The organism is Streptomyces sp. NA02950, from assembly GCF_013364155.1.
In the GTDB taxonomy this organism is placed as follows: domain Bacteria; phylum Actinomycetota; class Actinomycetes; order Streptomycetales; family Streptomycetaceae; genus Streptomyces.
On sequence record NZ_CP054916.1, the window covers coordinates 2,740,387 to 2,764,072 of the forward strand.

Sequence of the window (23,686 nt, forward strand, 5' to 3'; positions counted from 1 at the left end):
TCAGCCGAGTAGCGGCGGCGGGGTCGGCACCGGGTGCGAGAATCCCCGGCATGGAGACGAACGGGGTGACGGGGCGGTCACCGGCGGACGGCGGCCCCCGGTCCGTCGAGGAGCTGGTGGCGCTCACCGCGCGCGGTGAGCGGATGAAGTACGTCTGGTTCTGGGGCCACCGGCCCCGGCGGGACGGCGGCGTGGGCCCGGGGTGCTTCAGCCAGTGGTGGCCGTCGCCGTTCACCGTGGACGGCGTCACCTACGCCACCGCCGAGCACTGGATGATGGCCGGGAAGGCCCGGCTGTTCGGGGACACCGACGCCGAGCGGCGGGTGCTGGCGGCGGGCCATCCCAAGCAGGCCAAGGACGCGGGCCGTTCGGTGCGCGGATTCGACGAGGCGGTCTGGCGGGAGCATCGCTTCCGGCTCGTGGTCGACGGCAGCGTGCACAAGTTCGGGCAGCATCCGGCGCTGCGCGACCATCTGCTGGGCACCGGGGCGCGGGTGCTGGTCGAGGCGAGCCCGGTGGACCGGGTGTGGGGCATCGGGCTCGCGGCGGACGACGAGCGCGCGGCGGACCCGGCGCGCTGGCGCGGGCTGAACCTGCTGGGCTTCGCGCTGATGGAGGCGCGTCAGCGGCTCATACCGGCCGCGGCCGGCACGGACCGGGCGGACGGCAGCACCAGCGCCGTCGAGACATCGTCGTAGGGGTCGTAGGGATCGTCGTCCGCCGCGTCCTGGGCGATGTACACGAAGATCATCACCACGCTCGCCACGACGGCGATCACCCCGAGGATCAGCCCGGCGAGGGCCATCCCGCCGTTGGTCGCCTCCCCGGTGGCGGCCTTGGAGCGGCCGAGCGCGCCGAAGATGATCGCGAGCACCCCGAGGATGACGCTGAACACGATGCTGAGGAACAGGGCCGCGCCGATGATGCCGAGCACCAGGGCGGCCGTGCCGTTGCCGTTGTTCGGGAAGTATCCGGGGCCCGGCACATACGGACCGGCCGGGCCCGGGTAGCCCGTGCCCGGGTGGCCGTAGCCGGGCACCCCGTACGGCGCGGGCTGCCCGTAGGACGGTGTCCCCGGGTACGGGGCCGCCTGGGCGCCGTACCCGGGCGCGCCGTACGGACCGCCCGGGTACGCGCTGGGGGTGCCGGGGCCGGTCGGCGCGGGCGGCGGCGGGGGCACCGCGCCCGGCGGGGGCGCGGAGCGCGGAGCGGGCGGGCCCTGCGGCGGCATCGGCGGCACCGGCGGCAGCCCGGGAGTGGAGGTGACCGTCGGCTGATCGGCCGCCGAGGGCCGTGGCGACGGCTTGTCCAGCGGTACCCGCTGTGCGGGCGGGGCCCACGGGTCGCGGTCGCGCGGCTCCGGCCGCCGGGGCCGCCCGGCCTCCGGCTGCCCTCCCGCCCCGTCCTGCCGGCTGGGCTGGTCGTGCTGGTCGGACATGGATCTCCCCCCTGCGATGTCCGCCCATGCTACGGCCTGGGGCGGGCCTCCCGGGGCGCCCCTTTACGATGACCGGAGTCCGCCACGGACAGCCGTCTCCCGGAGGTTTCCTTGACCGATCTCAGCACCTTCATCGCCGGACTGCCCAAGGCGGAACTCCACGTCCACCACGTCGGATCGGCGTCCCCGCGCATCGTGGCCGAGCTGGCCGCCCGCCACCCGGACTCCAAGGTGCCCACCGACCCCGAGGCGCTGGTCGACTACTTCGTCTTCCGGGACTTCGCCCACTTCATCGAGGTCTACCTCTCCGTGGTGGACCTGATCCGGGACGCCGACGACGTACGGCTGCTCACCTACGAGATCGCCCGGGACATGGCACGGCAGCACATCCGCTACGCCGAGCTGACCGTGACCCCCTTCAGCTCCACCAGCCGCGGTATCCCGGACACCGCCTTCGTCGAGGCCATCGAGGACGCCCGCAAGAGCGCCGAGGCCGACTTCGGCACCGTGCTGCGCTGGTGCTTCGACATCCCCGGCGAGGCCGGTCTGGCGGCCGCCGAGGAGACCGCCCGGATCGCCTGCGAGCTGCGCCCCGAGGGGCTGGTCAGCTTCGGTCTCGGCGGCCCGGAGATAGGTGTGCCGCGGCCCTGGTTCAAGCCGTACTTCGACCGCGCCATCGCCGCCGGGCTGCACAGCGTGCCGCACGCGGGCGAGACCACCGGTCCGCAGACGATCTGGGACGCCCTCACCGACCTGCGCGCCGAGCGCATCGGCCACGGCACCAGCGCCGTGCGGGACCCGAAGCTGCTCACCCACCTCGCCGAGCACCGCATTCCGCTGGAGGTGTGCCCGACCTCCAACATCGCCACGCGCGCGGTCGCCACGCTCGACGAGCACCCGATCCGGCAGATGGTCGAGGCCGGGGTGATCGTCACGATCAACAGCGACGACCCGCCGATGTTCGGCACCGACCTCAACACCGAGTACGCGGTGGCCGCCCGGCTGCTCGGCCTGGACGCGGCCGGGATCGCGGCCCTCGCCAAGAACGCGGTCGCGGCGTCCTTCCTGGACGCCGAGGGCAAGGCGCGGCTCAGCGCGGAGATCGACGCCTACACGGCGGTCGCGGGCCGGTGACCGCACCGGGCGGGGCGGACACGGCGGACAGGGGTTGCGTCCCGGTCGGCCACCGCGGCGATCCGTACGTCCACCGCGAGAACACCCTGGCGTCGGTACGCTCCGCGGTGCGCGCCGGGGCGGGCGCCGTGGAGATCGACGTACGGCTCACCCGCGACGGGGTGCCGGTCCTGCTCCACGACGCCACGCTCAACCGGCTGTGGGGCCATGACCGGCCGCTCTCCGGGCTGACCGCCGACCAGGTGCGGGAGCTGACCGGCGGCGCGGTGCCGACCCTGCGCGACGCCCTGGCCTCGGCCGACTCGGCCCGGCTGCTCATCGACCTGCCCGACGCCGCGGCCGCCCCGGCCGCCGTCGACGAGGTGCGCGCGAGCGGGGCGCACCGGCGGGTGTACTACTGCGGGGCGCTCGCCGCCCTGCACACCGTGCGCCGCGCCGACCCGGACGCCGAGATCGCGCTGACCTGGACCACACTGGCACCGCCCCGCCCGGAGCTGCTGACCGCCCTGCGCCCCCGGTGGCTCAACTACCGCTTCGGGCTGGTCTCCGAGGAGTTGGTGACCCGCAACCACGCCGACGGACTGCTGGTCTCGGCCTGGACCGCCGACACCCGCCGTTCGATGTCCCGGCTGCTGCGCGCGGGCGTCGACGCGATCACCACCAATCGCGTCGGTGCCCTGTGCGCGCTGCTCGGCCGCCGCTGACGGCCGCCGCCCGTCAGCCGGCGGCGCTGCCGCCCACCCACAGGTCGTTGCTGCCCGCGATGACGACCTTTCCGTCGGCGCGGGTGGTGAGGGCCGTGGGCAGCGACTTCGCACAGCCCAGCTCGGCCCGCCGGGCGCCCTTACCGAAGCCGCCCGTCCACACCATCCCGCAGGAGATGTTCCTGCCGCTGCGGCGTCCGAGGAGCACCAGCTTCCCGGCGCCGTCGACCGTCGCCCCCTGGATCCAGCCCTCGCCCAGCGCCGAGGTGTTCTCGACCGTCCAGTGCAGACCGTCGGCGCTGGTCATCGCGAAGGGCCGCTCGGGCTTGCCGTAGTCCTCGGTACCGCCGTACCCCCGGGCGCCGTAGACGATCCACCGCCCGTCGTGCCACAGCATGCCCCGCACCGGGGAGTAGCCGTGGAGCCGGGGGGTGAGCGCGGCCTTCCAGGTGCGTCCGGCGTCCGATGACACCCACACCGGCAGCCGCGGCCTGCCCTGGCCCAGGGAGTCGCCGCCGACGGCCACGATCCGGCGGCCCTCCGCCGCCATGGTCACCACACCCGTGCTGATACGGGCGGGGGCGCTGCCGCCGTCCGTGCGGACTGCCGGGAGCGAGGTGCGCCGGACGGTCTTCCCGTTGTCCTCGGAGATCCAGACCACGGCCTCGGAGCGCTTCTGCACGGCCTCCGTGCCGCCGATGACCAGCCGTCCGCCGCTGCGCACCATGGCCCGCGCACCGTCGTTGGCCCGGCCGCCGGGCTCGGCGTCCGGGTCCGGGGCCCTGTCCGGCACCTCGAGGTCGGCCAGGCCGTGGATCCGGCCGGACGCGTCACGGCGCGCGATACGGCTCTGCGCGGCGTACACGGAGCCGTCCGGGGCGGCCAGCACCGCCCGGCCGAACAGCCCGCCCCCGTTCCAGCCCCCGGCCTCCTGGCCGGGCGCCAGCTCCGGTCCGTCGGATCCACCCGTGCCCGGCGCCGGGTCGAGCGAGAGCTCGGTGCAGTCCTTGTCCCCGGTCCAGTTGACGCCCACGTCGCGGTAGCCGTTGCTGTACATACCGAGGCCGAGGACACAATCGCCGTACGGAACCAGCGCGTTGAGGCCGTTCTGCCCGCCGCCGTCCTTGTCCACACCCGGGTACTGCACCGCTCCGCGGTAGTGCCGGAAGCCCAGTTCCGAGGCGTCCGCCCCGGCGTCCGCCGCCTTCTGGTCACCGCATCCGGCGAGGGGCAGCAGCAGCGCGGCGGCCGCCGCTGTACGGATGGTTCCGGACTTCCCCCACATGGTCATGACAGTGATCCTGCCACGGCCGCGCCGACGGCCCGTCACCACCCGGCCCCGCGGCACGGTCCCGCACGGTCCGCACGGTCCGCACGGTCCGCACGCGAAAGGGGCACGGACGCGGTGCGCGCGCCCGTGCCCCTCGGGGTTTCGCGGGCTCAGCCGTCCAGCGACGTCATCACGTGCTTGATCCGGGTGTAGTCCTCGAAGCCGTAGGCCGACAGGTCCTTGCCGTAGCCGGACTTCTTGAAGCCGCCGTGCGGCATCTCGGCGACCAGCGGGATGTGGGTGTTGATCCACACACAGCCGAAGTCCAGGGCCTTGGACATCCGCATCGCCCGGGAGTGGTCCTTGGTCCACACCGACGACGCGAGCGCGTACTCCACGCCGTTGGCGTAGGAGACGGCCTGGGCCTCGTCCGAGAAGGACTGGACGGTGATGACCGGACCGAAGACCTCGTGCTGGACGATCTCGTCGTCCTGCTTGAGCCCGGAGACCACGGTGGGCGCGTAGAAGTAGCCCTTGTCGCCGACCCGGTGGCCGCCCGCCTCGACCTTGGCGTGCGCGGGCAGCCGGTCGATGAAGCCGCTGACCTGGGCCAGCTGGTTGGCGTTGTTGAGCGGTCCGAAGAGCACGTCCTCGTCGTCCGGGGCACCGGTCCTGGTCTCGGACGCGGCCTTGGCCAGGGCGCTCACGAACTCGTCGTGGATGGACTCGTGGACCAGCACCCGGGTAGCCGCCGTACAGTCCTGACCGGCGTTGAAGAAGCCCGCGACCGAGATGTCCTCGACGGCCTTGGCGATGTCGCTGTCCTCGAAGACCACGACGGGCGCCTTGCCGCCGAGTTCCAGGTGGACCCGCTTGAGGTCCTTGGACGCGCTCTCGGCGACCTGCATACCGGCCCGTACCGACCCGGTGATGGACGCCATGGCGGGCACGGAGTGCTCGACCATCAGCCGCCCGGTCTCGCGGTCACCGCAGATGACGTTGAACACACCCTGCGGATGACCCAGTTCCGCCAGCACCCCGCCGATGATCTCGGCGATCAGCACGGTGGAGGCGGGGGTGGTGTCCGAGGGCTTGATGACGACCGTGTTGCCCGCGGCGAGCGCCGGGGCGAACTTCCACACGGCCATCATCATCGGGTAGTTCCACGGCGCGACCTGCGCGCACACCCCGATCGGCTCCCGCCGGATGATCGAGGTCAGCCCGTCCATGTACTCACCGGCCGAGCGGCCCTCGAGCAGCCGGGCCGCACCCGCGAAGAAGCGGATCTGGTCGATCATCGGCGGGATCTCCTCGTCCCGCGTGAGACCGAGCGGCTTGCCGGTGTTCTGGGACTCGGCGGCGATCAGTTCCTCCGCCCGGGCCTCGAAGGCGTCGGCGATCTTCAGCAGCGTCTTCTGCCGCTCGCCGGGCACGAGGTCGCGCCACGCGGGGAAGGCGGCCTGGGCCGCGGTCATCGCCGCGTCCACGTCCGCCGGTCCGGAGAGCGGTGCCGTGGCGTACGCCTCGCCCGTGGCCGGGTTGACCACCTCCGTGGTCCGCCCGTCCGCGGCGTCCCGGAACTCTCCGTCGATGTAGTTGCGCAGACGACGCAGTTCGGTGGTCACGTTGCCACCCCTCCTGTCAGCTGTCCGATGGGTGAGACATCCACCCTAGTCTGCTGGACGACGCTTTCAACATACCCGCCACACCGGAACAACGGAATCAGTGATTTGGGAGTCCCTGGACGACGAATTTCATCGATTGAGGGTTGCGAGACAGCCGACCCTCGTGCACAGTGAGGTGCGTGGCCACACCTGACAAGAACGGCACGCCGTCGATCGACTCCGTTTCCCTGGCGATCATCGAGCAGCTCCAGGAGGACGGCCGCCGACCGTACGCCGCCATCGGAAAGGCCGTGGGCCTGTCCGAGGCGGCCGTGCGGCAGCGCGTGCAGAAGCTGCTCGACCAGGGCGTGATGCAGATCGTCGCCGTCACCGATCCTCTCACTGTGGGGTTCCGGCGCCAGGCGATGGTGGGCATCAACGTCGATGGCGATCTCGACCCGGTCGCGGACGCGCTGACCGACATGGACGAGGTCGAGTACGTGGTCGTCACCACGGGCTCCTTCGATCTCCTCATCGAGATCGTCTGCGAGGACGACGATCACCTCCTCGAAACGATCAACAAGCGGATCCGCACGCTGCCCGGCGTGCGCTCCACCGAGAGCTTCGTCTACCTCAAGCTCCGGAAGCAGACCTATACCTGGGGAACGAGATAGCAATGAGCGCCGACCTCTCCAAGACGGCGTACGACCACCTGTGGATGCACTTCACCCGCATGTCGTCGTACGAGAACTCCCCCGTGCCCACGATCGTGCGCGGCGAGGGCACGTACATCTACGACGACAAGGGCAAGCGCTACATCGACGGCCTCGCGGGGCTGTTCGTGGTCAACGCGGGCCACGGCCGTGTCGAGCTCGCGGAGACCGCGTACAAGCAGGCCCAGGAGCTCGCCTTCTTCCCGGTGTGGAGCTACGCCCACCCCAAGGCCGTCGAGCTCGCCGAGCGGCTGGCCGGCCATGCCCCCGGCGACCTCAACAAGGTCTTCTTCACCACCGGCGGCGGTGAGGCGGTCGAGACCGCCTGGAAGCTGGCCAAGCAGTACTTCAAGCTCACCGGCAAGCCCACCAAGTACAAGGTGATATCCCGGGCGGTCGCCTACCACGGCACCCCCCAGGGCGCCCTGTCCATCACCGGACTGCCGGGGCTGAAGGCCCCGTTCGAGCCGCTGGTCCCCGGTGCGCACAAGGTGCCCAACACCAACATCTACCGGGCGCCGATCCACGGTGACGACCCCGAGGCGTTCGGCCGCTGGTGCGCCGACCAGATCGAGCAGCAGATCCTCTTCGAGGGCCCGGAGACGGTGGCCGCGGTCTTCCTGGAGCCGGTGCAGAACGCGGGCGGCTGCTTCCCGCCGCCGCCCGGGTACTTCCAGCGGGTCCGCGAGATCTGCGACCAGTACGACGTACTGCTCGTCTCGGACGAGGTCATCTGCGCCTTCGGGCGGCTGGGCACGATCTTCGCCTGTGACAAGTTCGGCTACGTCCCGGACATGATCACCTGCGCCAAGGGCATGACCTCGGGCTACTCCCCGATCGGCGCGTGCATCGTCTCCGACCGGCTCGCCGAGCCCTTCTACCACGGCGACAACACCTTCCTGCACGGCTACACCTTCGGCGGCCACCCGGTCTCGGCCGCGGTGGGCGTCGCCAACCTCGACATCTTCGAGCGCGAGGGCCTCAACCAGCATGTGCTGGACAACGAGGGCGCGTTCCGGGCCACGCTGGAGCGGCTGCACGATCTGCCGATCGTCGGCGATGTCCGGGGGAACGGTTTCTTCTACGGCATCGAGCTGGTGAAGGACAAGGCCACCAAGGAGTCGTTCAACGAGGAGGAGACCGAGCGGATCCTCTACGGCTTCCTCTCCAAGGCGCTGTTCGAGAACGGCCTGTACTGCCGGGCCGACGACCGCGGAGACCCGGTCGTGCAGCTCGCGCCGCCGCTGATCGCCGACCAGTCGGTGTTCGACGAGATCGAGCAGGTGCTGCGCGGGGTGCTGACGGAGGCGTGGGCCAAGCTCTGAGCGGTCACCCCGGTGTGCGGGCTCCTCGGTGCGGGGCCCTCACCGCCACTTGAGGGCGAACCACAACTCCATACGGACGTCCGCGTCGGCCAGGTCCGCCCCCAACAGGGCCGCGGCGCGGGCGATCCGCTGCCGGACCGTATTGCGGTGGACCTCGAGCGCCACCGCGGTACGGTCCCAGCTGCCGTGCAGCGACAGCCACACCCGCAGCGTCTCCAGCAGCGCGGGGGAGTCCTCCAACGGGGCGAGCAGGGCCCGGCCGTGCGCCCCCGCCTCGGCCGGGTCCACCAGCGAGGCGACCCCGCCGGCCCGGTCCGGGGCGTGCCGCACCACGGGCGTCCGCCCGGCCACGGCCCGGCGTAGCGCGCGGTCGGCGTCGTCCGCGCCGCGGGCCAGCTCCCCGGCCCGTACGGGCGCCGCGGCCCCCAGGGTCCAGCCGGGCTGGGCGCGCACCTCCCCCTCGCCGGGAACCAGGGCGCACAGCTCGTCCCCGGCCAGGTCGATCAGCGGTGTCCCGAGCCCGGCCGCGAGCGCGGCGGCGGCCAGCGGTCCGGCGTCCCCGGCGCGGCCGCGCCGCCGTCCGCGCACGACCGTCCACGCTCCGCCGTCCTCGTCCCCGGCGGGTTCTTCCGCTCCCGCGCCCGTCAGGGAGCGCCGGACCAGCCCCGCCACCTCGTCCGGGGCCGCGCCGAGCATCAGCCGGACCAGCGCCGCCGTCCGCGCGGTCTCCGCGGTGACCGTCCGCCGCCCCGTGAGCAGCGCGAGCAGGACGACGGCCAACCCGACGACGGCCCTGTCGGCCCCGTTCGTCCCGTCCGCCGCGTCGCGGCGCGGGGCGCACACCCCGAGCGCGAGCCGCCGCTCCGACTGCCCCAGGCCGTAGGCGCTGAGGTACAGCGGGGCGCCGTCCGCGTCCGCCGCGGTGTCCGCCGCCGAGGACGGCCCCGGGCGCAGCCGGGCGGCGAGCGCCTCCAGTGCGCTACGGGCCGGTTGCGGCGGGCGCGGTCCGGCGTCGGCCAGTTCGGCGCCGTCCGGGCCGTGCAGGACCGTCCAGCCGCCGAGGTGCCGGCTCAGCCGGCGCAGCACCTCGGGGACGGGGTGGGGGCGGGCCGCGGCCGTCGCGAGGGACTGCTGTGCCTCGGTGATCCGGCGCAGTTCGTGGTGGCGGCGCTCGGCCATGGCGTCCCACACCGCGCTGGCGACGGCCGTGAACGTCGTCCGGCGCTCCACCTCGACCAGCGGCAGCCCGTGCCGGTCGCACGCCTCGGCCAGCGCCCGCGGCACCGTCTGGTGCACCGGTGCGATCCCGAAGCCGAGCGCGGCGGCGCCCGCCTGGACCGTACGGGAGACATAGCGGTCCCAGGAGTCGTCGGTGCCCTCCGGGTCCGGGGTGTGCACACCGGCGCTGAGCAGCAGTTCCCCGCCGAGCAGATACGGGACGGGGTCTTCCATCTCGCTGGTGTGCACCAGGTACACCCAGGTCTCCGGCTCGCGCGGGCCCGCGACCTGGCGCAGCCCGAGCGCGGGGTGGGTGAGCAGGGCGGAGAGCGGGACGGGGGCGGTCGGGGGTACGCGGTCGTTCCTCACGGGTGGGACCTCACCGATGGCGCGAATGGACGGTTCTCACATCCCGATGACCAGGAATGGATGAAACGTACACTTCCACGCCGTCCACGGCGACACCTAGGGTCTCGGTCACTCCCCACAGCGCGATCCGCACCACCCCCGCGGATCCCCCTCCACCGCCCCCACCCCGTCTCCCCCCGCTATCCCGACCTCGCGTCGGACCGAGGAGCACCCATGAGCGCTGTCGACTACACGGTGATCGTCATCTATCTCGCGGGCATGCTCGCGCTCGGCTGGTGGGGGATGCGCCGCACCACCTCGACCAGCGACTTCCTGGTCGCGGGCCGCCGTCTGGGACCGGCCATGTACTCCGGCACCATGGCGGCGATCGTCCTCGGTGGCGCGTCCACCATCGGCGGGGTGGGCCTGGGCTACCAGTACGGGCTGTCCGGCGCCTGGATGGTGCTCACCATCGGCCTCGGCCTGCTGGCGCTGTCCGTCTTCTTCTCCGCGCGCATCGCCCGGCTGAAGGTCTACACGGTCAGCCAGATGCTGGACCTGCGCTACGGCGGCTCCTCCGGGCTGATCTCGGGCATCGTCATGTGGGCCTACACCCTGATGCTGGCGGTCACCTCGACCATCGCCTACGCCACCATCTTCGACGTGATCTTCGGTCTGGACCGGATGATCGCGATCGTGCTCGGCGGGGCGATCGTGATCTGTTACTCGACGCTCGGCGGGATGTGGTCCATCACCCTCACCGACATGGTGCAGTTCGTGGTCAAGACGGTCGGTGTGCTGCTTCTGCTGCTGCCGATCGCCGTGGTCAAGGCGGGCGGCTTCGGCGCCATGCGGGACGAACTGCCGGACGCCTACTTCTCCCCCATGGGCATCGGTGCGCAGACGGTCTTCACCTATGTGCTGATCTACTCCTTCGGCATGCTCATCGGGCAGGACATCTGGCAGCGCGTGTTCACCGCCCGCGACGACCGGGTCGCCCGCAGCGGCGGCACCGCGGCCGGGACGTACTGTCTGGTCTACGCGGTCGCGGGCGCCGTCATCGGCACGGCGGCGAAGGTGCTCTACCCCGAACTCGGCTCGCCCGACGACGCGTTCGCCACCATCGTCCAGGACGCCCTCCCGGTGGGGGTGAAGGGACTGGTGCTGGCCGCGGCGCTGTCCGCGGTGATGTCGACCTCCTCGGGCGCGCTCATCGCCTGCGCCACGGTCGCCAACAACGACATCTGGGCGCGACTGCGCGGGCGCACCCTGCGCACCGGCGACGGCCCGCACGACGAGGTCGCGGGCAACCGGCTGTTCATCCTGATCATGGGCATCGCGGTGGTCGGCATCTCGATCGTGCTCAACGATGTGGTCGAGGCGCTGACGGTGGCCTACAACGTGCTGGTCGGCGGGTTGCTGATGCCGATCCTGGGCGGGCTGCTGTGGAAGCGCGGCACCGGCGCGGGCGCGCTGGCCTCGGTCGGCGTCGGCGGTGTGACCGTGATCGGTCTGATGGCGTGGAAGGGCATCCTCGCCAACGAGCCCATCTACGGCGGTCTGCTGGCCTCCCTCGCCGCATACGTGGTCGTCAGCCTCGCCACCAAGCCGACGGACGCGGCGGTGCTCGACGTCTGGCGCCGCCGGCTGGCCGGGGATGAGACCGTCCCCGCCGACGAGCCCACGGCCACGCCCGCGGCCACGACGGGCGCCTAGCGGCACCCGTACTCCTCCGTACGTCCCCTTCTCCCCCGTCGTCCCCTCGTTCTCACCGTCGTCCCCACCCGAAAGGCACCTCCCTCCATGCACACCGCACCGCGTGAGCGTCACGGCGGCGATCTCGTCGTGGAATCCCTCACCGCACTCGGCGCGACCACCGTCTTCGGACTTCCCGGGCAGCACGCGCTCGGGGCGTTCGACGCGCTGCGCCGCTCGGGGCTGGCGTACGTGGGGCTGCGGGTGGAGAACAACGCGGGCTTCGCCGCCGACGCGTTCGCCCGGGTCACCGGGTCGGTCGCGCCGCTGCTGGTCTCCACCGGCCCCGGTGCGCTGATGACGCTCGCCGCGCTCCAGGAGGCGGCCGCGGCCTCCGCGCCCGTCCTGGCGATCGGCAGCCAGGTGCCGACCGCCGGGCTCGGCGGCGGACGCAAGGGCTATCTGCATGAACTGACCGACCAGAAAGCGTCGTTCCGCGATGTGGTGAAGTCCGTGCACACCGTCCGCGCCGCCTCCCAGATCCCCTCAGCGCTGGCCGCCGCGTGGGCGTCCGCGCTGGAGGCACCCGCCGGTCCGGTGTGGCTGGAGATCCCGCAGGACGTACTGCTCGAGCCGGTGTCCGTCCCCCCGGTGACCGCGCTGCGCGCCGAGCCCCGGCCGCTGCCGCCCCGGCCCGAACTGATCACGCACGCGGCCGAGTTGCTGCGGGACGCCGAGCGGCCGGTGATCCTGGCCGGGGGCGGGGTGGTGCGTTCGGGGGCGTGCGAGGAGCTGCGGGTGCTGGCCGAACGGCTGGACGCGCCGGTGGCCACCACCTTCGGCGGCAAGGGCGCGTTCCCCTGGGACCATCCGCTGTCCCTCCAGTCCTGGATGGAGGACCGGCACACCACCGCGTTCCTCGAGGACGCCGATGTGCTGCTGGTCGTCGGCTCCGGACTCGGTGAACTCTCCTCCAATTACCACACGTTCCAGCCATGCGGCCGGCTCGTCCAGATCGAGGCCGACCTCGGCAAACTGGAGTCCAACCACCCGGCACTCGGGATCCACGCCGACGCGCGCGCGGCGCTGGCCGCCCTCGCCGACGCGGTCCCCGCCCGCGCCGCGGAGACGGCGTACGCCTCGGGGACAGCGGCGAAGGCCGCGGCGGAGCTGCTGGCCCGGGTGCGGGAGCGGATCGACGGACAGGGCCTGGAGCTGGAGCAGCGGGTCCTCGCGGCGGTGCGGGAGGCGCTGCCCGACGACTCCCCCAGCTTCTGGGACATGACGATCCTCGCCTACTGGGCCTGGTCCGCCTTCGACCCGCGTGCGGGCGCCCTGCACTCGGCGCAGGGCGCGGGCGGTCTCGGCTACGGCTTCCCCGCCGCCCTCGGCGCCGCCGCCGCGGACCGGACCCGGCCGGTGCTGGCGGTCTCGGGCGACGGCGGGGCGATGTACTCGATCGCCGAACTGGCCACCGCCCGTCAGTACGACCTGCCCGTCACCTGGCTGATCGTGGACGACGGCGGCTACGGCATCCTGCGCGCCTATATGACGGACGCCTTCGGCGAGGCGACCGGCACCGAGCTGGCCCGCCCCGACTTCGTGGCGCTCGCCGAGTCGTTCGGTGTCCCGGCGGTCCGTACCACAGCCGGGCGGCTGGCCGAGGACCTGGGCGCGGCGCTGACCGCCCCGGGACCGTCGGTCGTGGTACTGCCCGCGGTGCTGCGCATGTTCGCCCCCACCCACCTCGCGGGCCAGGGCTGATCGGAGGAAATGGGCCCCGCCCGGCGCCGAGCCTGGGCGCGGCCCTCCCGCCGAGTCCTTACCGTGCCAGTGACCCATTGGCTCCGCGCTCGTTCACCCAACCGGGGGAACGAGACGATCGCAGGTAAGGCGAGGTGCTCTGGATGGTGGCTCCGCCGGACAACGATGATGTGCTCCGGGCACGCACCCTGTCGTATGCCTACGGCGGTTCGCCCGCCCTCCTCGGTGTCTCCATCGGCGCGCGGGAGGGGGAGATCCTGGCCGTCACCGGACCGCGTGGCTGCGGGAAGACCACCCTGCTGCGGTGTCTGTCGGGCCAGCTCGTCCCGGACCACGGCGAGGTGTGGTTCGACGACGTCGCCGTGCACAGCCTTCCCCCCCTGGACCGTGAGCGGCTGCGGTGCGACCGCTTCGGCTGGATCGGCACCGAGCCCCAACTCGTCCCCGAACTCACCGCCTGGGAGAACGCGGCGCTGCCGCTGCTGCTGCGCGGCACCGCGCGGCGCACCGCCAAGAGCACGGCCTGCGAATGGCTGGACCGGCTCGACGTCGGCGAATGCGCCCGGGTGCGCCCGGCCGGGCTGGTGCAGGCGCAGCGGCAGCGGATCGCCATCGCCCGCGCGCTGGCCGCCACCCCGGGGGTGCTCTTCGCCGACGAACCCACCGCGCCGCTGCACCGCGCCGACCGCGCCCAGGTGCTGCGCACCCTCACCTCTGCGGCGCGCTCGCACGGCATCACCGTCCTGTTGGCCACCCACGACGAGGAGGTGGCCACCCTCGCCGACCGCACGGTCGCGCTGCTGGACGGCCGCCAGGTGGGCTCGGCGCCCGCCTCCGAGGAGGAGGGCAGGGCCGCGTGCTCAGTCTCCGCCTAGCCCGCGGTTCCCGTCCGGCCGTCCTGCTGCGCAGGGCGCTGGTCGTCGCCGCCGCCGCGGGCGCGAGTTTCCTGCTGCTGTACGCCCTGGGGTTCGCGGCGGGCCATCCCACCGAGTCCGGCGGCGGAGTGGCGCGGCTGCTGTGGTGCGTGGTGCCGCTGGCCGCCACCGTCCATCTGACCGTGGCCGTCGCCCGCGCCGACCCCGGCACCCGCCCCTCCTCCGGGCTCTCCGCGGTGGGGCTGGGCCCGGCCCGCTCGGCGCTGCTCGCGGCCACCGGGGCTGCGCTCTCCTGTGCGGCCGGGTCCGCGCTGGCCCTGCTGACCTTCCTCCATCTGCGCGGCGGGCTCGGCGGCTCCTGGCTGCTGTGGGCGGGCAGCGGGGCGGCGGGCCGGGAGCTCGGCGCCGGGCGGCCGCTGCCGCTGGCCGGTGCGATCACCCTGGTGGCGCTGGTCCCGGTGCTCGCGGGCGGGGTGTGCGCGGCGGTGCTGTGGCCGCGCCGGACCGGTGACGGGCGGACCGCTGTCGATGCTCGGCCGGGTGCCACCCCGACGGTCGCCACGGGCGCGGTCGGCCCCCGGCCGGACCGGACGGCCTCCGGACTGCCGTGGGGCGTCGCCCTGACCGCGGCCGGGCTCGCCCTGGAGGCGTACGCGGGCAGCGGCGCGGCCCCGCGCCATGACGCCCTGCTCCATCTGCCCGGACGGCTCGGCGAGACGCCGCCCGGTGTGGCGGGCGGCTGGGCGCTGACCATGGCCGGGCTGGTGCTGGCCGGGCCGGGCCTGACCCATCGGTGCGGCTGGCTGCTGTCCGTGGGACGGCCGGGCGCGCTGCGGCTGCTGGCCGGGCGTGTGCTCCAGCAGGAGGCCGGGCTGATCGGCCGCCCGGTCGGGGTGCTGTGCGTCATCGCCTCCGCCGGTTACGCCGTGGCGCGGCTGGACGGCACCGGCACCGACCGCTCCGGGGACCATCTGCTCGGCCCGCTCACCGTCCTGGGCGCGGCGCTGGTCGTGGTGTGCGCCGTGGCCACCACCCTCACCGCGGCGCTGGAGGCGCGGGCCGCGCGGCGACGCACCACCGCCGCCCTGCTGCGCCTGGGCGCCCCGTCCCGTCTGCTGCGGGGGGCCGCCGCTCTGCGCGCGGCGGCCCTGGTGGCCCTGCTGTCCCCGCTGACGTGGGCGGTGGCGCATCTGACCACGATGCCGGTCAGCCACTGAGACCACAGATGCCCCTGCCGCCACGGGCGCCACGGGGGCTGGCGGGGACCGGCGGCGGGGGCAGACCGGTGCGTTGCGGTGTGATTAGCATGTCGCGATGCAGACCGATGACGCTTCCTCCACCGCGCCCGACCGGGAGATCGAGTCCCTCGAGGAGTTCGACCAGGTCGTGGCCCGCGGCACCCTGGCCGGATTCCGGCTCCAGTCCGTCGACTTGACGGACCGCACCTCCGCGCTGCTCTCCACCGACACCGCGGAGGCCGTCTTCCTGGGCTGTCCGATGGACCCCGAGGCCGCGGCGAAGGTGCGGGCCGGGGGCGCGCTGGTCTTCCCGCCGCTGCCGGACCTGCCGTTCGACCCATACCGCGGCACGCTCTACTCCCCGGCGGAGCTGTTCGAGGGCCTGGCCGCGGAGGGCTACGAGCGGACGCCGGACGCGCTGGCCTACACCTGGTTCCAGCGGACCAGGACGGACGGCGACATCTTCGGCTCGATGCTGCGCGCCATCCACGACGACGCGGTCTCCGACGCCCTCGACGAACTCCTCACCGGCACCCGGGTGGTGGGTGTCATGGGCGGACACGCGCTGAAGCGCGGCTCCGACGGCTACGCGGGCGCCGCCCGGCTCGGCCGGACCCTCACGCGGGCGGGGCTGACGGTCGCCACGGGCGGCGGTCCGGGCGCCATGGAAGCGGCGAACCTGGGGGCCTACGCGGCGCCGTTCGCGGATCCCATGCTGGACGAGGCGCTGGAGCTGCTCACCAAGGCGCCCTCGTTCACCCCGTCCATCGGCGCCTGGGCCGATGTCGCGTTCGCGGTCCGGGAGCGCTGGCCGGACGGCGGCACCTCGGTCGGCATCCCGACCTGGTTCTACGGCCATGAGCCGCCGAACGCGTTCGCCTCGCACATCGCGAAGTACTTCGCCAACGCCACCCGTGAGGACGGTCTGCTGGCGCGGTCGACCGCGGGCGTGGTCTTCCTGCCGGGCGCGGCCGGGACCGTGCAGGAGATCTTCGACAACGCGACGCCGAACTACTACGAGTCGCGCGGGGAACCGACCCCGATGGTGCTCGTGGACCGCGACCACTGGACGCGGCGGCTGCCGACCTGGCCGCTGCTGGAGGCGCTCGCGGAGGGCCGTTCCATGAAGTCCCGGATCGCGCTGGTGGATTCGGTGGACGAAGCACCGGACGCGCTGGCCGCGCTGCGGGGCTGAGACGGCGTCAGTCGTTCGGGGAATGGCCGGGCCGGTCTTCAGGCATCCGGCTCCAGCACCACCACCTCCGCCGCGTCGAAGGCCGCCCCGACCCGCTCCCCCGTCCCGGGGGCGTCGCGCAGCGCGCAGGACGCCTCCAGGCGGGGGGCGCCGGAGTCGGACGGCCGGAGGACGAGCGCCACCCGGTCGCCGCGGAAGGTGCGCGCGGCCACCGTGCACTCCAGCCCGTCCCGGGGGTCCGTCAGCCGTACCCCGGCCGGGCGGACCAGCAGCCGGCACGGGCCGGACCGGGTCCCCGGCGGCACGGGCAGCTTCCCCCAGCAGGTGTCGGCCACGGCGCCGCGCACCGTGGCCTCGACCACGTTGTCGAAACCGAGGAAGCGGGCGACGAACTCGCTCGCGGGCCGCTGCCACACCTCCAGCGGGGTGCCGCTCTGCGCGATCCGGCCGCGGTCCATCACCACCACCCGGTCCGCGAGCGCGAACGCCTCCCCCTGGTCGTGGGTGACCGCCAGCACCGTGGTGCCCAACCGGCCGAACAGCTCGCGCAGTTCGACCACCAGCCGCTCCCGCAGCCCGCGGTCGAGCTGGCCCAGCGGCTCGTCGAGCATCAGCAGCCGGGGCCGCGGGGCGAGGGCCCGGGCCAGCGCCACCCGCTGCTGCTCACCGCCGGACAGCGAGTCGACGGCGCGCCGCTGGGCGCCGGGCAGCCCGACCAGGTCCAGCAGTTCGGCGACGGTGCGCTCGGTCTCCGTACGCCCCGCCCGGCGCATCCGCAGCCCGAAGGCGACATTGCCGCCCACGTCCCGCTGCGGGAAGAGCTGGTGGTCCTGGAACATCAGGCCCACTCCGCGCCGGTGGGCGGGGACGCCGGTCTGGTCGCGGCCCGCGAGCCAGACCCGGCCCGCGTCGGCGCGCTGGAGCCCGGCCACCACCCGTAGCAGGGTGGACTTGCCGCTGCCGCTCGGCCCCAGCACACACACCGTCCGGTGCTCGGCGACCTCCAGGTCCACGGCGGCCAGCGCGTCATGGCGGCCGAACCTGACCGACACCCCGTCAAGGCGCAGCAGCGTCATTCAGAACTCCCCGGAACGGTCGGTGCGGATGCGCTCCAGCGCCACCAGGGACGCGGCGCAGACCAGCATCAGGATCGTGCTCAGCGCCATCGCCTGCCCGTAGCTGAGCTCACCGGCGCGGCCCAGGAAGCGGGCGACGGCCACCGGCAGGGTCGGGTGGTCGGGCCGGGCGATGAACACCGTCGCCCCGAACTCGCCCAGCGACACGGCGAACGCGAAGCCCGCGGCCACCGCCAGGGCCCGCCCCACCAGCGGCAGGTCCACCTCCCGCCAGACGCGCAACGGGGAGGCGCCCAGCACCGCCGCGGCCTCGCGCAGCCGGTGGTCCACCGCCCGCAGCACCGGCAGCATGGTCCGTACCACGAACGGCACGCCCACCAGGGCCTGGGCCAGCGGCACCAGGATCCAGGAGGCGCGCAGATCCAGCGGGGGCTCGTCCAGGGCGATGAGGAAGCCGAAGCCGACGGTGACGGCGGAGGTGCCCAGCGGCAGCATCAGCAGCGCGTCGAACCCCCGCACCAGCCTGCCCGCCCGCCGGGTGAGGGCGGCGGCCGCGAGACCGCCCACGACCAGGGCGATGACGGTGGAGACGGCCGCGTACCGCAGGGAGTTCCCGACGGCCTCCAACGGGGCCACGAAGAACGTTCCGCCGCTGTCGGCCGCCGACTGGAGTGCCCGGTAGTAGGTGAACCCGTAGCCGTCGGGCCCGTGGAGCGAGCGTTCCACCAGCACCGCGAGCGGGGTCACGATCAGCAGCGCGGCGACGGACAGCACACTTCCCAGCAGCGCCCACTGCGCCGGTCCCTGGGGGCGGCGCGCGGTGCGGGCGGGGTCGACCAGCCGCAGGGCGCTCTCCCGGCGCCGCACCGTCCACGCGTGCAGGGCCAGCACACCCCCGACCGCCGCGAACTGGACGAGGGTGAGCACCGCGGCGGTCGGCAGATCGAGCAGCTGCGCGGTCTCCCGGTAGATCGCCACCTCCAGGGTGGCGTAGCGCGGGCCGCCGAGGATCTGCACCACCCCGAAGGAGGTGAAGGTGAAGAGGAAGACCATCAGGGCCGCGGCGGCCACGGCGGGTGCCAGCGCGGGCAGGGTGACCCGTCGCCAGGCGCCCAGGCGGCTCGCGCCGAGCATCCGCGCGGCCTCCTCCTGTCGCGGGTCGAGCTGGGCCCACAGCCCGCCCACGGTCCGTACCACCACCGCGTAGTTGAAGAAGACATGGGCGAGGAGGATCGCCCAGACCGAGGTGTCCAGCCGCACCCCCCACAGCTCGTCCAGCAGTCCGCCGCGGCCGAGCAGCGCCAGGAACGCCGAGCCGACAACAACGGTGGGCAGGACGAAGGGCACGGTGACCACCGCCCGCAGCAGTCCCTTGCCGGGGAAGGCGAAACGGGCGAAGGCATAGGCGCCGGGCAGGGCGATCAGCAGGGTCAGGGCGGTGGAGACGGCGGCCTGCCAGCCGGTGAACCACAGGATGTCCACCACGGCCGGATCGCCCACCACCTCCGGGATCCGGCCGATCCGCCACCGGCCGTCGGCGCGCAGGCCCCGGGCGACGATGGCGGCCACCGGATACGCGAAGAAGATCCCGAAGAACGCGAGGGGCACGGCCATCAGGGCGAGCCGCAGCGCCGCACCGCGCGGATCGCGCCGCCGCGGCCCCGGCCCCCGCTTCTCCTCGGTCTCCCCGGTGGTCTCGGCGGTCCCTACAGGACGAGCGAGGACCATGCCTTGACCCACGGCTCACGGTTCTTGGCGATCTTCTGCGGGGACAGGATGGCCGGATCGGCGATCTCGACCCCGTACCGGGTGAAGAGCTCGGGCAGCTTGACGTCCTCGCGCGCGGGGTTGACGTACATATTGAGCGGAACGTCCGCCTGGAACCGCTTGCTCAGCAGGAAGTCCAGCAGCGCCTTGCCGCCCTTGGGGTTGGACGCGCCGTTCAGCAGCCCGGCGAATTCCACCTGCCGGAAACAGGTTCCCGTCGCCACCCCGGTCGGAGCCTTCGCGGGCTTGGTCTTGGCGTCCGCCACCCCGGCGGGCGGGCTGGAGGCGTAGGAGACGACAAGCGGCTTGTCGCCCTTGCCGCCGCCGGAGAAGCGGTCGAAGTACGCCTGCTCCCAGCCGTCGACGACCTCGACCCCGTTGGCCCGCAGCTTCTTCCAGTAGCCCTTCCAGCCGTCGTCGCCGTACCTGGCGGCCGTGCCGAGGAGGAAGCCGAGGCCGGGAGAGGAGGTGGCCGCGTTCTCGGTGACGAGCAGGTTCTTGTAGGCGGGCTTGGTGAGGTCCGCGAACGTCCGGGGCGGCGCCAGCCTCTTGTCGGCGAAGTACTTCCGGTCGTAGTTGACGCAGATGTCGCCGTAGTCGACCGGGGTGACGCGGTGCCGGTCCGCGTCCAGCTGGAGCGCGGCCGGGACCTTGTCCAGGCCCTTGGCCCGGTACGGCGTGAACAGGCCGTGGTCGAGCGCGCGGGAGAGCAGGGTGTTGTCGACGCCGAAGAAGACATCGCCCTGCGGATGGTCCTTGGACAGGATGGCCTGGTTGACGGCCGAGCCCGCGTCACCGCCGGTCTGCGTGCGCACCGTGTATCCGGTCTTGTCGGTGAACTCCTTGAGCACGGACTTGGAGACCGCGAAGGAGTCGTGCGAGACCAGGGTCACGGTCTTGGAGTCCGCGCCGCCGGAGCTTTGGGAATCCTCCCCGCAGCCCGCGAGGGCCATCAGGCCGAGCGAACCGGCGAGGGCGGTGCCGATGGCACGCCGGAGGTGGCTGTTCATGCTGATGCTGACTCCCTACGCCGGTATGACCCGGATCAGGTCCGAGGGTCTGCGGCCGTGCCGCACTCTCAGCGCCCTGAGCGCTCCCCTGTCGGAATGTTCATTTGTACGACGGTGCGACGTCGCGAAGGCACGGTATCAGCCGTCGTTCAGCGCTCCGTGGCCGCCAGCTGCCCGCAGGCCCCGTCGATCTCCTGCCCCCGGGTGTCCCGGACGGTCACCGGCACACCGTGCGCCTCCAGGGCCGCCACGAACGCTTTCTCGTCCTCGGGGCGGGAGGCCGTCCACTTGGAGCCGGGCGTCGGGTTGAGCGGGATCAGGTTGACATGCACCCGGTGGCCCTTGAGCAGCCGGCCGAGCAGATCGGCCCGCCACGCCTGGTCGTTGATGTCCTTGATCAGGGCGTACTCGATGGAGATCCGGCGGCCGGACTTCTCCGCGTACTCCCACGCGGCGTCCAGGACCTCACGGACCTTCCAGCGCGTGTTGACCGGGACGAGGGTGTCGCGCAGCTCGTCGTCGGGGGCGTGCAGCGAGACCGCGAGCCGGCACTTGAAGCCCTCGTCGGCGAAGCGCAGCATCGCCGGAACCAGTCCGACGGTGGAGACGGTGATCCCGCGCTGGGACAGGCCAAGACCGTCCGGCTCGGGGTCGGTGAGCCTGCGGACGGCGCCCACGACCCGGTTGTAATTGGCCAGCGGCTCGCCCATGCCCATGAAGACGATGTTGGACAGCCGGGCCGGACCGCCGGGGATCTCGCCGTCCCGCAGCGCCCGCATCCCGTCGACGATCTGGTGGACGATCTCGGCGGTGGACAGATTGCGGTCCAGACCCGCCTGGCCGGTGGCGCAGAACGGGCAGTTCATCCCGCAGCCCGCCTGGGAGCTGATGCACATGGTGACCCGGTCCGGGTAGCGCATCAGCACGGACTCCACCAGCGTGCCGTCGAAGAGCCGCCACAGGGTCTTGCGGGTCGTGTCGTCGTCACAGCTGATGTGACGCACCACGCTCATCAGGTCCGGAAGCAGCCCGCCCGCCAGCTTCTCGCGCGCGGCGGCGGGGATGTCCGTCCACCGGGCCGGATCGTCGGTGTACCGCGCGAAGTAGTGGCGCGACACCTGACCGGCCCGAAAGGGCTTCTCCCCCAGCGCCGCGACGGCCTCTCGGCGCTCGGCGGGGGTGAGGTCGGCAAGGTGCCGCGGGGGCTTCTTGGCCCCGCGCGGCGCGACGAAAGTGAGTTCTCCGGGCTTAGGCATGGTCCACCCAGTGTCGCAGATCGATTCCTGTGACCTGCGGCCGTCGCCCCGGAGGGTGGTCGTTGACGGTCGTTGTTGGTCGTCGTTGGCCGCCCTCGGACGGCCCCCAGACGGCCCCGCCGTCGCCCTACGAGGGAAGGAATCCAGGCTTGGCCTGGCCGAGGTCTCGCAGGTGAGACAGGTACTCCTGTGCTGCTGGCTCGGTCGCGTACCGTTTCTTGACCACGGCCGCCAGTTCCCGGCTGGTCATGATGAGCGACGGAACAGACTGCCGCTCCCCTTGAAGTGCACGCTCGCCATGGATCAGTGCCTGTTCGAGGTCTCCCTCTCGGGCCGCCGTCACACCGAGCGTGACCCGCGCTTCGGCGTTCCGCATCGGGCTGCGCTCCGTGCCATCGAAGTCCGTACCAGTCCGCAGCACCTCATCAGCCAAGGTGCGGGCGAGCTTGTCTTCGCCGACGAGCCGATAGCAGTCCATCGCGTAGAAGTCGAACTTCGCCGGATCCACCACGAAGTGGTGATCGAGGTTGTCAGGGTGCGGCATCCCTTCAAGCAGGCGCCGCCCGCGGTCGAGAGCAACCTCTGTCTGCCGACGGTCGCCGAGACGGGCCCACGCCTTGGCTTCCTGGGCAGCGAGCTGCACAGCCACGCTGTGGTTCCCCGCTCGCTCGGCGCCCGCTTGGGCCGCAGCGATGACGCCCCGGTAGTCGCCCGTGGTCAGCGCGAACCACGCGCGCATCTCATGCGCCCAGCCCGCCACCTCCGCGTGATCAGACTCAGTCGCCAACGAGAGAGCCGCGCGGCGGGTGGACTCCGCGGCGTGGCGGTCACCGGAGTCGTATTCCACACAGCCGACGAGAAGAGCCAGCCAGCCGGAAAGCGCCAGCACCTCACGATGCTGTGCGAGCGTGAGGTTCTTCGAGGTGAGGTCGACGACGCGCTTCAGCCATTGGCGCCCCTCCAGGAGGAGCTGTTCGCTCGGCAAATGCGGATACTCCGAGCAAAGGCGATCCGTGGTCATGCGGAGCGCATCCAAGGTGGCATTGTCCACGTCGGATCGGTTGAGGCGACTGACAATTTCGAGCGTCTCCATGCCACTCGCAACAAGGATTTCCGCATCGCCATTCCGACGTGACGGCGCAGGAAACAACGCGTGCGTCACGGTCCCGAATGTGGCCGCGATGATGGGGCGGTAGAACTCTCCGGGCATGGCCCCGGACTCCCAGCGCTTCCACTGGCGCACCATGCTGTCGTCGGCTGGCAGCTCCGTCGAGGCATGCGCCCTCATCGCCTTGACCGCGTCGAGCTGGGACCAGTCACGCGCCATCCGCTCCGCTGCGATACGTCGCGCCCATGCGGGCCTGCCGTCGCTCATCTCGCCCTCCTCCGGGTATCTACCGCGAGTCTGGTCCGTCGGCCGAGGGGACACGCAAGAGGACAGAACGGTGACACCTCAAGTGTCCCCTGTCCGATCCTGCTGCCCCTTCGCTGTCACTTATTTCGAGTGGCGCGACCTGTCATGGTTATTTCAGATCACATACCACCCGAGTTGGCGCGCTCTTCGAGTGCCGCCACGCGCTCCGCCAATACCTGAATCTGGAGGCGCAATTCCTTGAGTTCTTCGCCGACGCCCCGGCTGCCCTCTGACAGCTCCGACTTACCTCCCGCGACGAAATACCCACGATTCCCCGCAGAGACAACCAACCCTTCGTCCATCAGGATGCGCATTCCGTCTCGGACGGTCTGCGTGGCGTATCCGAACTCCTGCGCCATCTCCTTGACCGTCGGCAGCTTGCCGTCCGGGTAGCTGCCGCTCTCGATCCGACCGCGCATCGCGTCGGCCACCTTCACCGGCTTGGGCCTCGGGTCGCTCGCCACACCACTCATGGCTTCGAGGGTATCCGGCGGCGCCAACTCCGACCGGGCCGTGCATACCCAGTTGCGAACTAGCATGAGCTAGTGCAAGCTAGCTTCCGTTAGCCCGCGAGAGCCGATCCGGTGACCAACGACTGACCTGCACAAACACGCCCGGAGGGCCCCGTGAAACGGGTTCAAA

The 23,686-nt window shown here is 72.4% G+C and carries 20 protein-coding genes and 1 riboswitch; of the genes, 10 read left to right on the top strand and 10 right to left on the bottom strand.

Going from position 1 to position 23,686, the window contains the following annotated elements; genetic code table 11:
* The first annotated feature begins 50 nt into the window (after positions 1–50).
* Positions 51–698: an NADAR family protein gene (locus HUT19_RS11390; protein ID WP_176180361.1), complete on the top strand. Its 648-nt coding sequence runs from the start codon at positions 51–53 to the stop codon at positions 696–698.
* Here HUT19_RS11390 and HUT19_RS11395 read toward each other — a convergent pair.
* On the bottom strand, positions 623–1,438 hold the full coding sequence (locus HUT19_RS11395; protein WP_254885535.1) for a DUF4190 domain-containing protein: 816 nt from the start codon (positions 1,436–1,438) through the stop codon (positions 623–625). The two genes, HUT19_RS11390 and HUT19_RS11395, sit on opposite strands and share 76 nt — an antisense overlap.
* A 111-nt stretch (positions 1,439–1,549) precedes the next feature.
* Between HUT19_RS11395 and HUT19_RS11400 the strand changes: the two genes are divergently transcribed.
* Complete coding sequence (locus tag HUT19_RS11400; RefSeq protein ID WP_176180362.1) at positions 1,550–2,572, top strand: adenosine deaminase; 1,023 nt, start codon at positions 1,550–1,552, stop codon at positions 2,570–2,572.
* Entirely contained in the window at positions 2,569–3,276 is a 708-nt protein-coding gene (locus HUT19_RS11405; protein ID WP_176180363.1) for a glycerophosphodiester phosphodiesterase, read from the top strand. Before HUT19_RS11400 ends, HUT19_RS11405 begins: the two co-directional genes overlap by 4 nt.
* A 13-nt stretch (positions 3,277–3,289) precedes the next feature.
* On the opposite strand, the gene HUT19_RS11410 is transcribed toward HUT19_RS11405, so the two are convergent.
* A complete protein-coding gene (locus HUT19_RS11410; RefSeq protein WP_176180364.1) occupies positions 3,290–4,567 on the bottom strand; it encodes a hypothetical protein in 1,278 nt (425 codons plus the stop codon).
* A 149-nt stretch (positions 4,568–4,716) separates the two neighbouring features.
* Complete coding sequence (locus HUT19_RS11415) at positions 4,717–6,171, bottom strand: gamma-aminobutyraldehyde dehydrogenase (RefSeq protein ID WP_176180365.1); 1,455 nt, start codon at positions 6,169–6,171, stop codon at positions 4,717–4,719.
* 179 nt (positions 6,172–6,350) lie between these two features.
* Here HUT19_RS11415 and HUT19_RS11420 point away from each other — a divergent pair, with 179 nt between their 5' ends.
* Both HUT19_RS11420 and HUT19_RS11425 read left to right on the top strand, forming a co-directional pair.
* Positions 6,351–6,824, top strand: coding sequence for an Lrp/AsnC family transcriptional regulator (locus HUT19_RS11420; protein WP_176180366.1), 474 nt, complete (start codon positions 6,351–6,353; stop codon positions 6,822–6,824).
* A gap of 2 nt (positions 6,825–6,826) precedes the next feature.
* A complete protein-coding gene (locus HUT19_RS11425; RefSeq protein WP_176180367.1) occupies positions 6,827–8,188 on the top strand; it encodes an aspartate aminotransferase family protein in 1,362 nt (453 codons plus the stop codon).
* Positions 8,189–8,227: 39 nt separating this feature from the next.
* On the opposite strand, the gene HUT19_RS11430 is transcribed toward HUT19_RS11425, so the two are convergent.
* Positions 8,228–9,775 (bottom strand): PucR family transcriptional regulator, encoded by a 1,548-nt coding sequence (locus HUT19_RS11430; RefSeq protein ID WP_176180368.1) that lies wholly within the window; start codon positions 9,773–9,775, stop codon positions 8,228–8,230.
* A 213-nt stretch (positions 9,776–9,988) separates the two neighbouring features.
* Between HUT19_RS11430 and HUT19_RS11435 the strand changes: the two genes are divergently transcribed.
* The 5 genes from HUT19_RS11435 (at position 9,989) to HUT19_RS11455 (ending at position 16,521) form a co-directional block, all read left to right on the top strand.
* The gene (locus tag HUT19_RS11435) at positions 9,989–11,470 is read left to right on the top strand and encodes a sodium:solute symporter (protein WP_176180369.1); all 1,482 of its coding nucleotides are present in this window, start codon (positions 9,989–9,991) and stop codon (positions 11,468–11,470) included.
* A gap of 87 nt (positions 11,471–11,557) precedes the next feature.
* Entirely contained in the window at positions 11,558–13,213 is a 1,656-nt protein-coding gene (locus HUT19_RS11440; RefSeq protein ID WP_176180370.1) for a thiamine pyrophosphate-binding protein, read from the top strand.
* A 143-nt stretch (positions 13,214–13,356) separates the two neighbouring features.
* On the top strand, positions 13,357–14,088 hold the full coding sequence (locus HUT19_RS11445; protein WP_176180371.1) for an ABC transporter ATP-binding protein: 732 nt from the start codon (positions 13,357–13,359) through the stop codon (positions 14,086–14,088).
* Entirely contained in the window at positions 14,070–15,305 is a 1,236-nt protein-coding gene (locus HUT19_RS11450; protein ID WP_176180372.1) for a hypothetical protein, read from the top strand. The genes HUT19_RS11445 and HUT19_RS11450 overlap by 19 nt, the downstream gene beginning before the upstream one ends.
* 97 nt (positions 15,306–15,402) lie before the next feature.
* Complete coding sequence (locus HUT19_RS11455) at positions 15,403–16,521, top strand: LOG family protein (protein ID WP_176180373.1); 1,119 nt, start codon at positions 15,403–15,405, stop codon at positions 16,519–16,521.
* 38 nt (positions 16,522–16,559) lie between these two features.
* On the opposite strand, the gene HUT19_RS11460 is transcribed toward HUT19_RS11455, so the two are convergent.
* The 6 genes from HUT19_RS11460 to HUT19_RS11485 form a co-directional block, all read right to left on the bottom strand.
* Positions 16,560–17,597 carry an ABC transporter ATP-binding protein gene (locus tag HUT19_RS11460; protein WP_176180374.1) on the bottom strand — a complete coding sequence of 346 codons (1,038 nt, stop codon included), beginning with the start codon at positions 17,595–17,597 and terminating at the stop codon, positions 16,560–16,562.
* Positions 17,598–19,211, bottom strand: a complete 1,614-nt coding sequence (locus HUT19_RS11465; RefSeq protein ID WP_176186760.1) for an iron ABC transporter permease — start codon at positions 19,209–19,211, stop codon at positions 17,598–17,600.
* A 92-nt stretch (positions 19,212–19,303) separates the two neighbouring features.
* Positions 19,304–20,374 (bottom strand): thiamine ABC transporter substrate binding subunit, encoded by a 1,071-nt coding sequence (locus HUT19_RS11470; RefSeq protein ID WP_176180375.1) that lies wholly within the window; start codon positions 20,372–20,374, stop codon positions 19,304–19,306.
* Positions 20,370–20,474: riboswitch (TPP riboswitch) on the bottom strand. (Overlaps the previous gene by 5 nt.)
* Before the next feature lie 49 nt (positions 20,475–20,523).
* Positions 20,524–21,630, bottom strand: a complete 1,107-nt coding sequence (rlmN, locus tag HUT19_RS11475) for a 23S rRNA (adenine(2503)-C(2))-methyltransferase RlmN (protein ID WP_176180376.1) — start codon at positions 21,628–21,630, stop codon at positions 20,524–20,526.
* A 127-nt stretch (positions 21,631–21,757) separates the two neighbouring features.
* Positions 21,758–23,005, bottom strand: a complete 1,248-nt coding sequence (locus HUT19_RS11480; protein ID WP_176180377.1) for an XRE family transcriptional regulator — start codon at positions 23,003–23,005, stop codon at positions 21,758–21,760.
* 158 nt (positions 23,006–23,163) lie between these two features.
* Complete coding sequence (locus HUT19_RS11485) at positions 23,164–23,517, bottom strand: winged helix-turn-helix domain-containing protein (RefSeq protein ID WP_254885536.1); 354 nt, start codon at positions 23,515–23,517, stop codon at positions 23,164–23,166.
* Positions 23,518–23,686 lie beyond the last annotated feature (169 nt).

What these genes read in the sequence shown, in the direction of transcription:
- HUT19_RS11425 (WP_176180367.1), top strand. Translation starts at nt 6,827, where the DNA reads ATGAGCGCCGACCTCTCCAAGACGGCGTACGACCACCTGTGGATGCAC.
- HUT19_RS11395 (WP_254885535.1), bottom strand. Translation starts at nt 1,438, where the DNA reads ATGTCCGACCAGCACGACCAGCCCAGCCGGCAGGACGGGGCGGGAGGG.
- HUT19_RS11440 (WP_176180370.1), top strand. Translation starts at nt 11,558, where the DNA reads ATGCACACCGCACCGCGTGAGCGTCACGGCGGCGATCTCGTCGTGGAA.
- HUT19_RS11445 (WP_176180371.1), top strand. Translation starts at nt 13,357, where the DNA reads ATGGTGGCTCCGCCGGACAACGATGATGTGCTCCGGGCACGCACCCTG.
- HUT19_RS11390 (WP_176180361.1), top strand. Translation starts at nt 51, where the DNA reads ATGGAGACGAACGGGGTGACGGGGCGGTCACCGGCGGACGGCGGCCCC.
- HUT19_RS11410 (WP_176180364.1), bottom strand. Translation starts at nt 4,567, where the DNA reads ATGACCATGTGGGGGAAGTCCGGAACCATCCGTACAGCGGCGGCCGCC.
- HUT19_RS11455 (WP_176180373.1), top strand. Translation starts at nt 15,403, where the DNA reads ATGCAGACCGATGACGCTTCCTCCACCGCGCCCGACCGGGAGATCGAG.
- HUT19_RS11485 (WP_254885536.1), bottom strand. Translation starts at nt 23,517, where the DNA reads ATGAGTGGTGTGGCGAGCGACCCGAGGCCCAAGCCGGTGAAGGTGGCC.
- HUT19_RS11460 (WP_176180374.1), bottom strand. Translation starts at nt 17,597, where the DNA reads ATGACGCTGCTGCGCCTTGACGGGGTGTCGGTCAGGTTCGGCCGCCAT.
- HUT19_RS11465 (WP_176186760.1), bottom strand. Translation starts at nt 19,211, where the DNA reads ATGGCCGTGCCCCTCGCGTTCTTCGGGATCTTCTTCGCGTATCCGGTG.
- rlmN (WP_176180376.1), bottom strand. Translation starts at nt 21,630, where the DNA reads ATGCCTAAGCCCGGAGAACTCACTTTCGTCGCGCCGCGCGGGGCCAAG.
- HUT19_RS11435 (WP_176180369.1), top strand. Translation starts at nt 9,989, where the DNA reads ATGAGCGCTGTCGACTACACGGTGATCGTCATCTATCTCGCGGGCATG.
- HUT19_RS11480 (WP_176180377.1), bottom strand. Translation starts at nt 23,005, where the DNA reads ATGAGCGACGGCAGGCCCGCATGGGCGCGACGTATCGCAGCGGAGCGG.
- HUT19_RS11470 (WP_176180375.1), bottom strand. Translation starts at nt 20,374, where the DNA reads ATGAACAGCCACCTCCGGCGTGCCATCGGCACCGCCCTCGCCGGTTCG.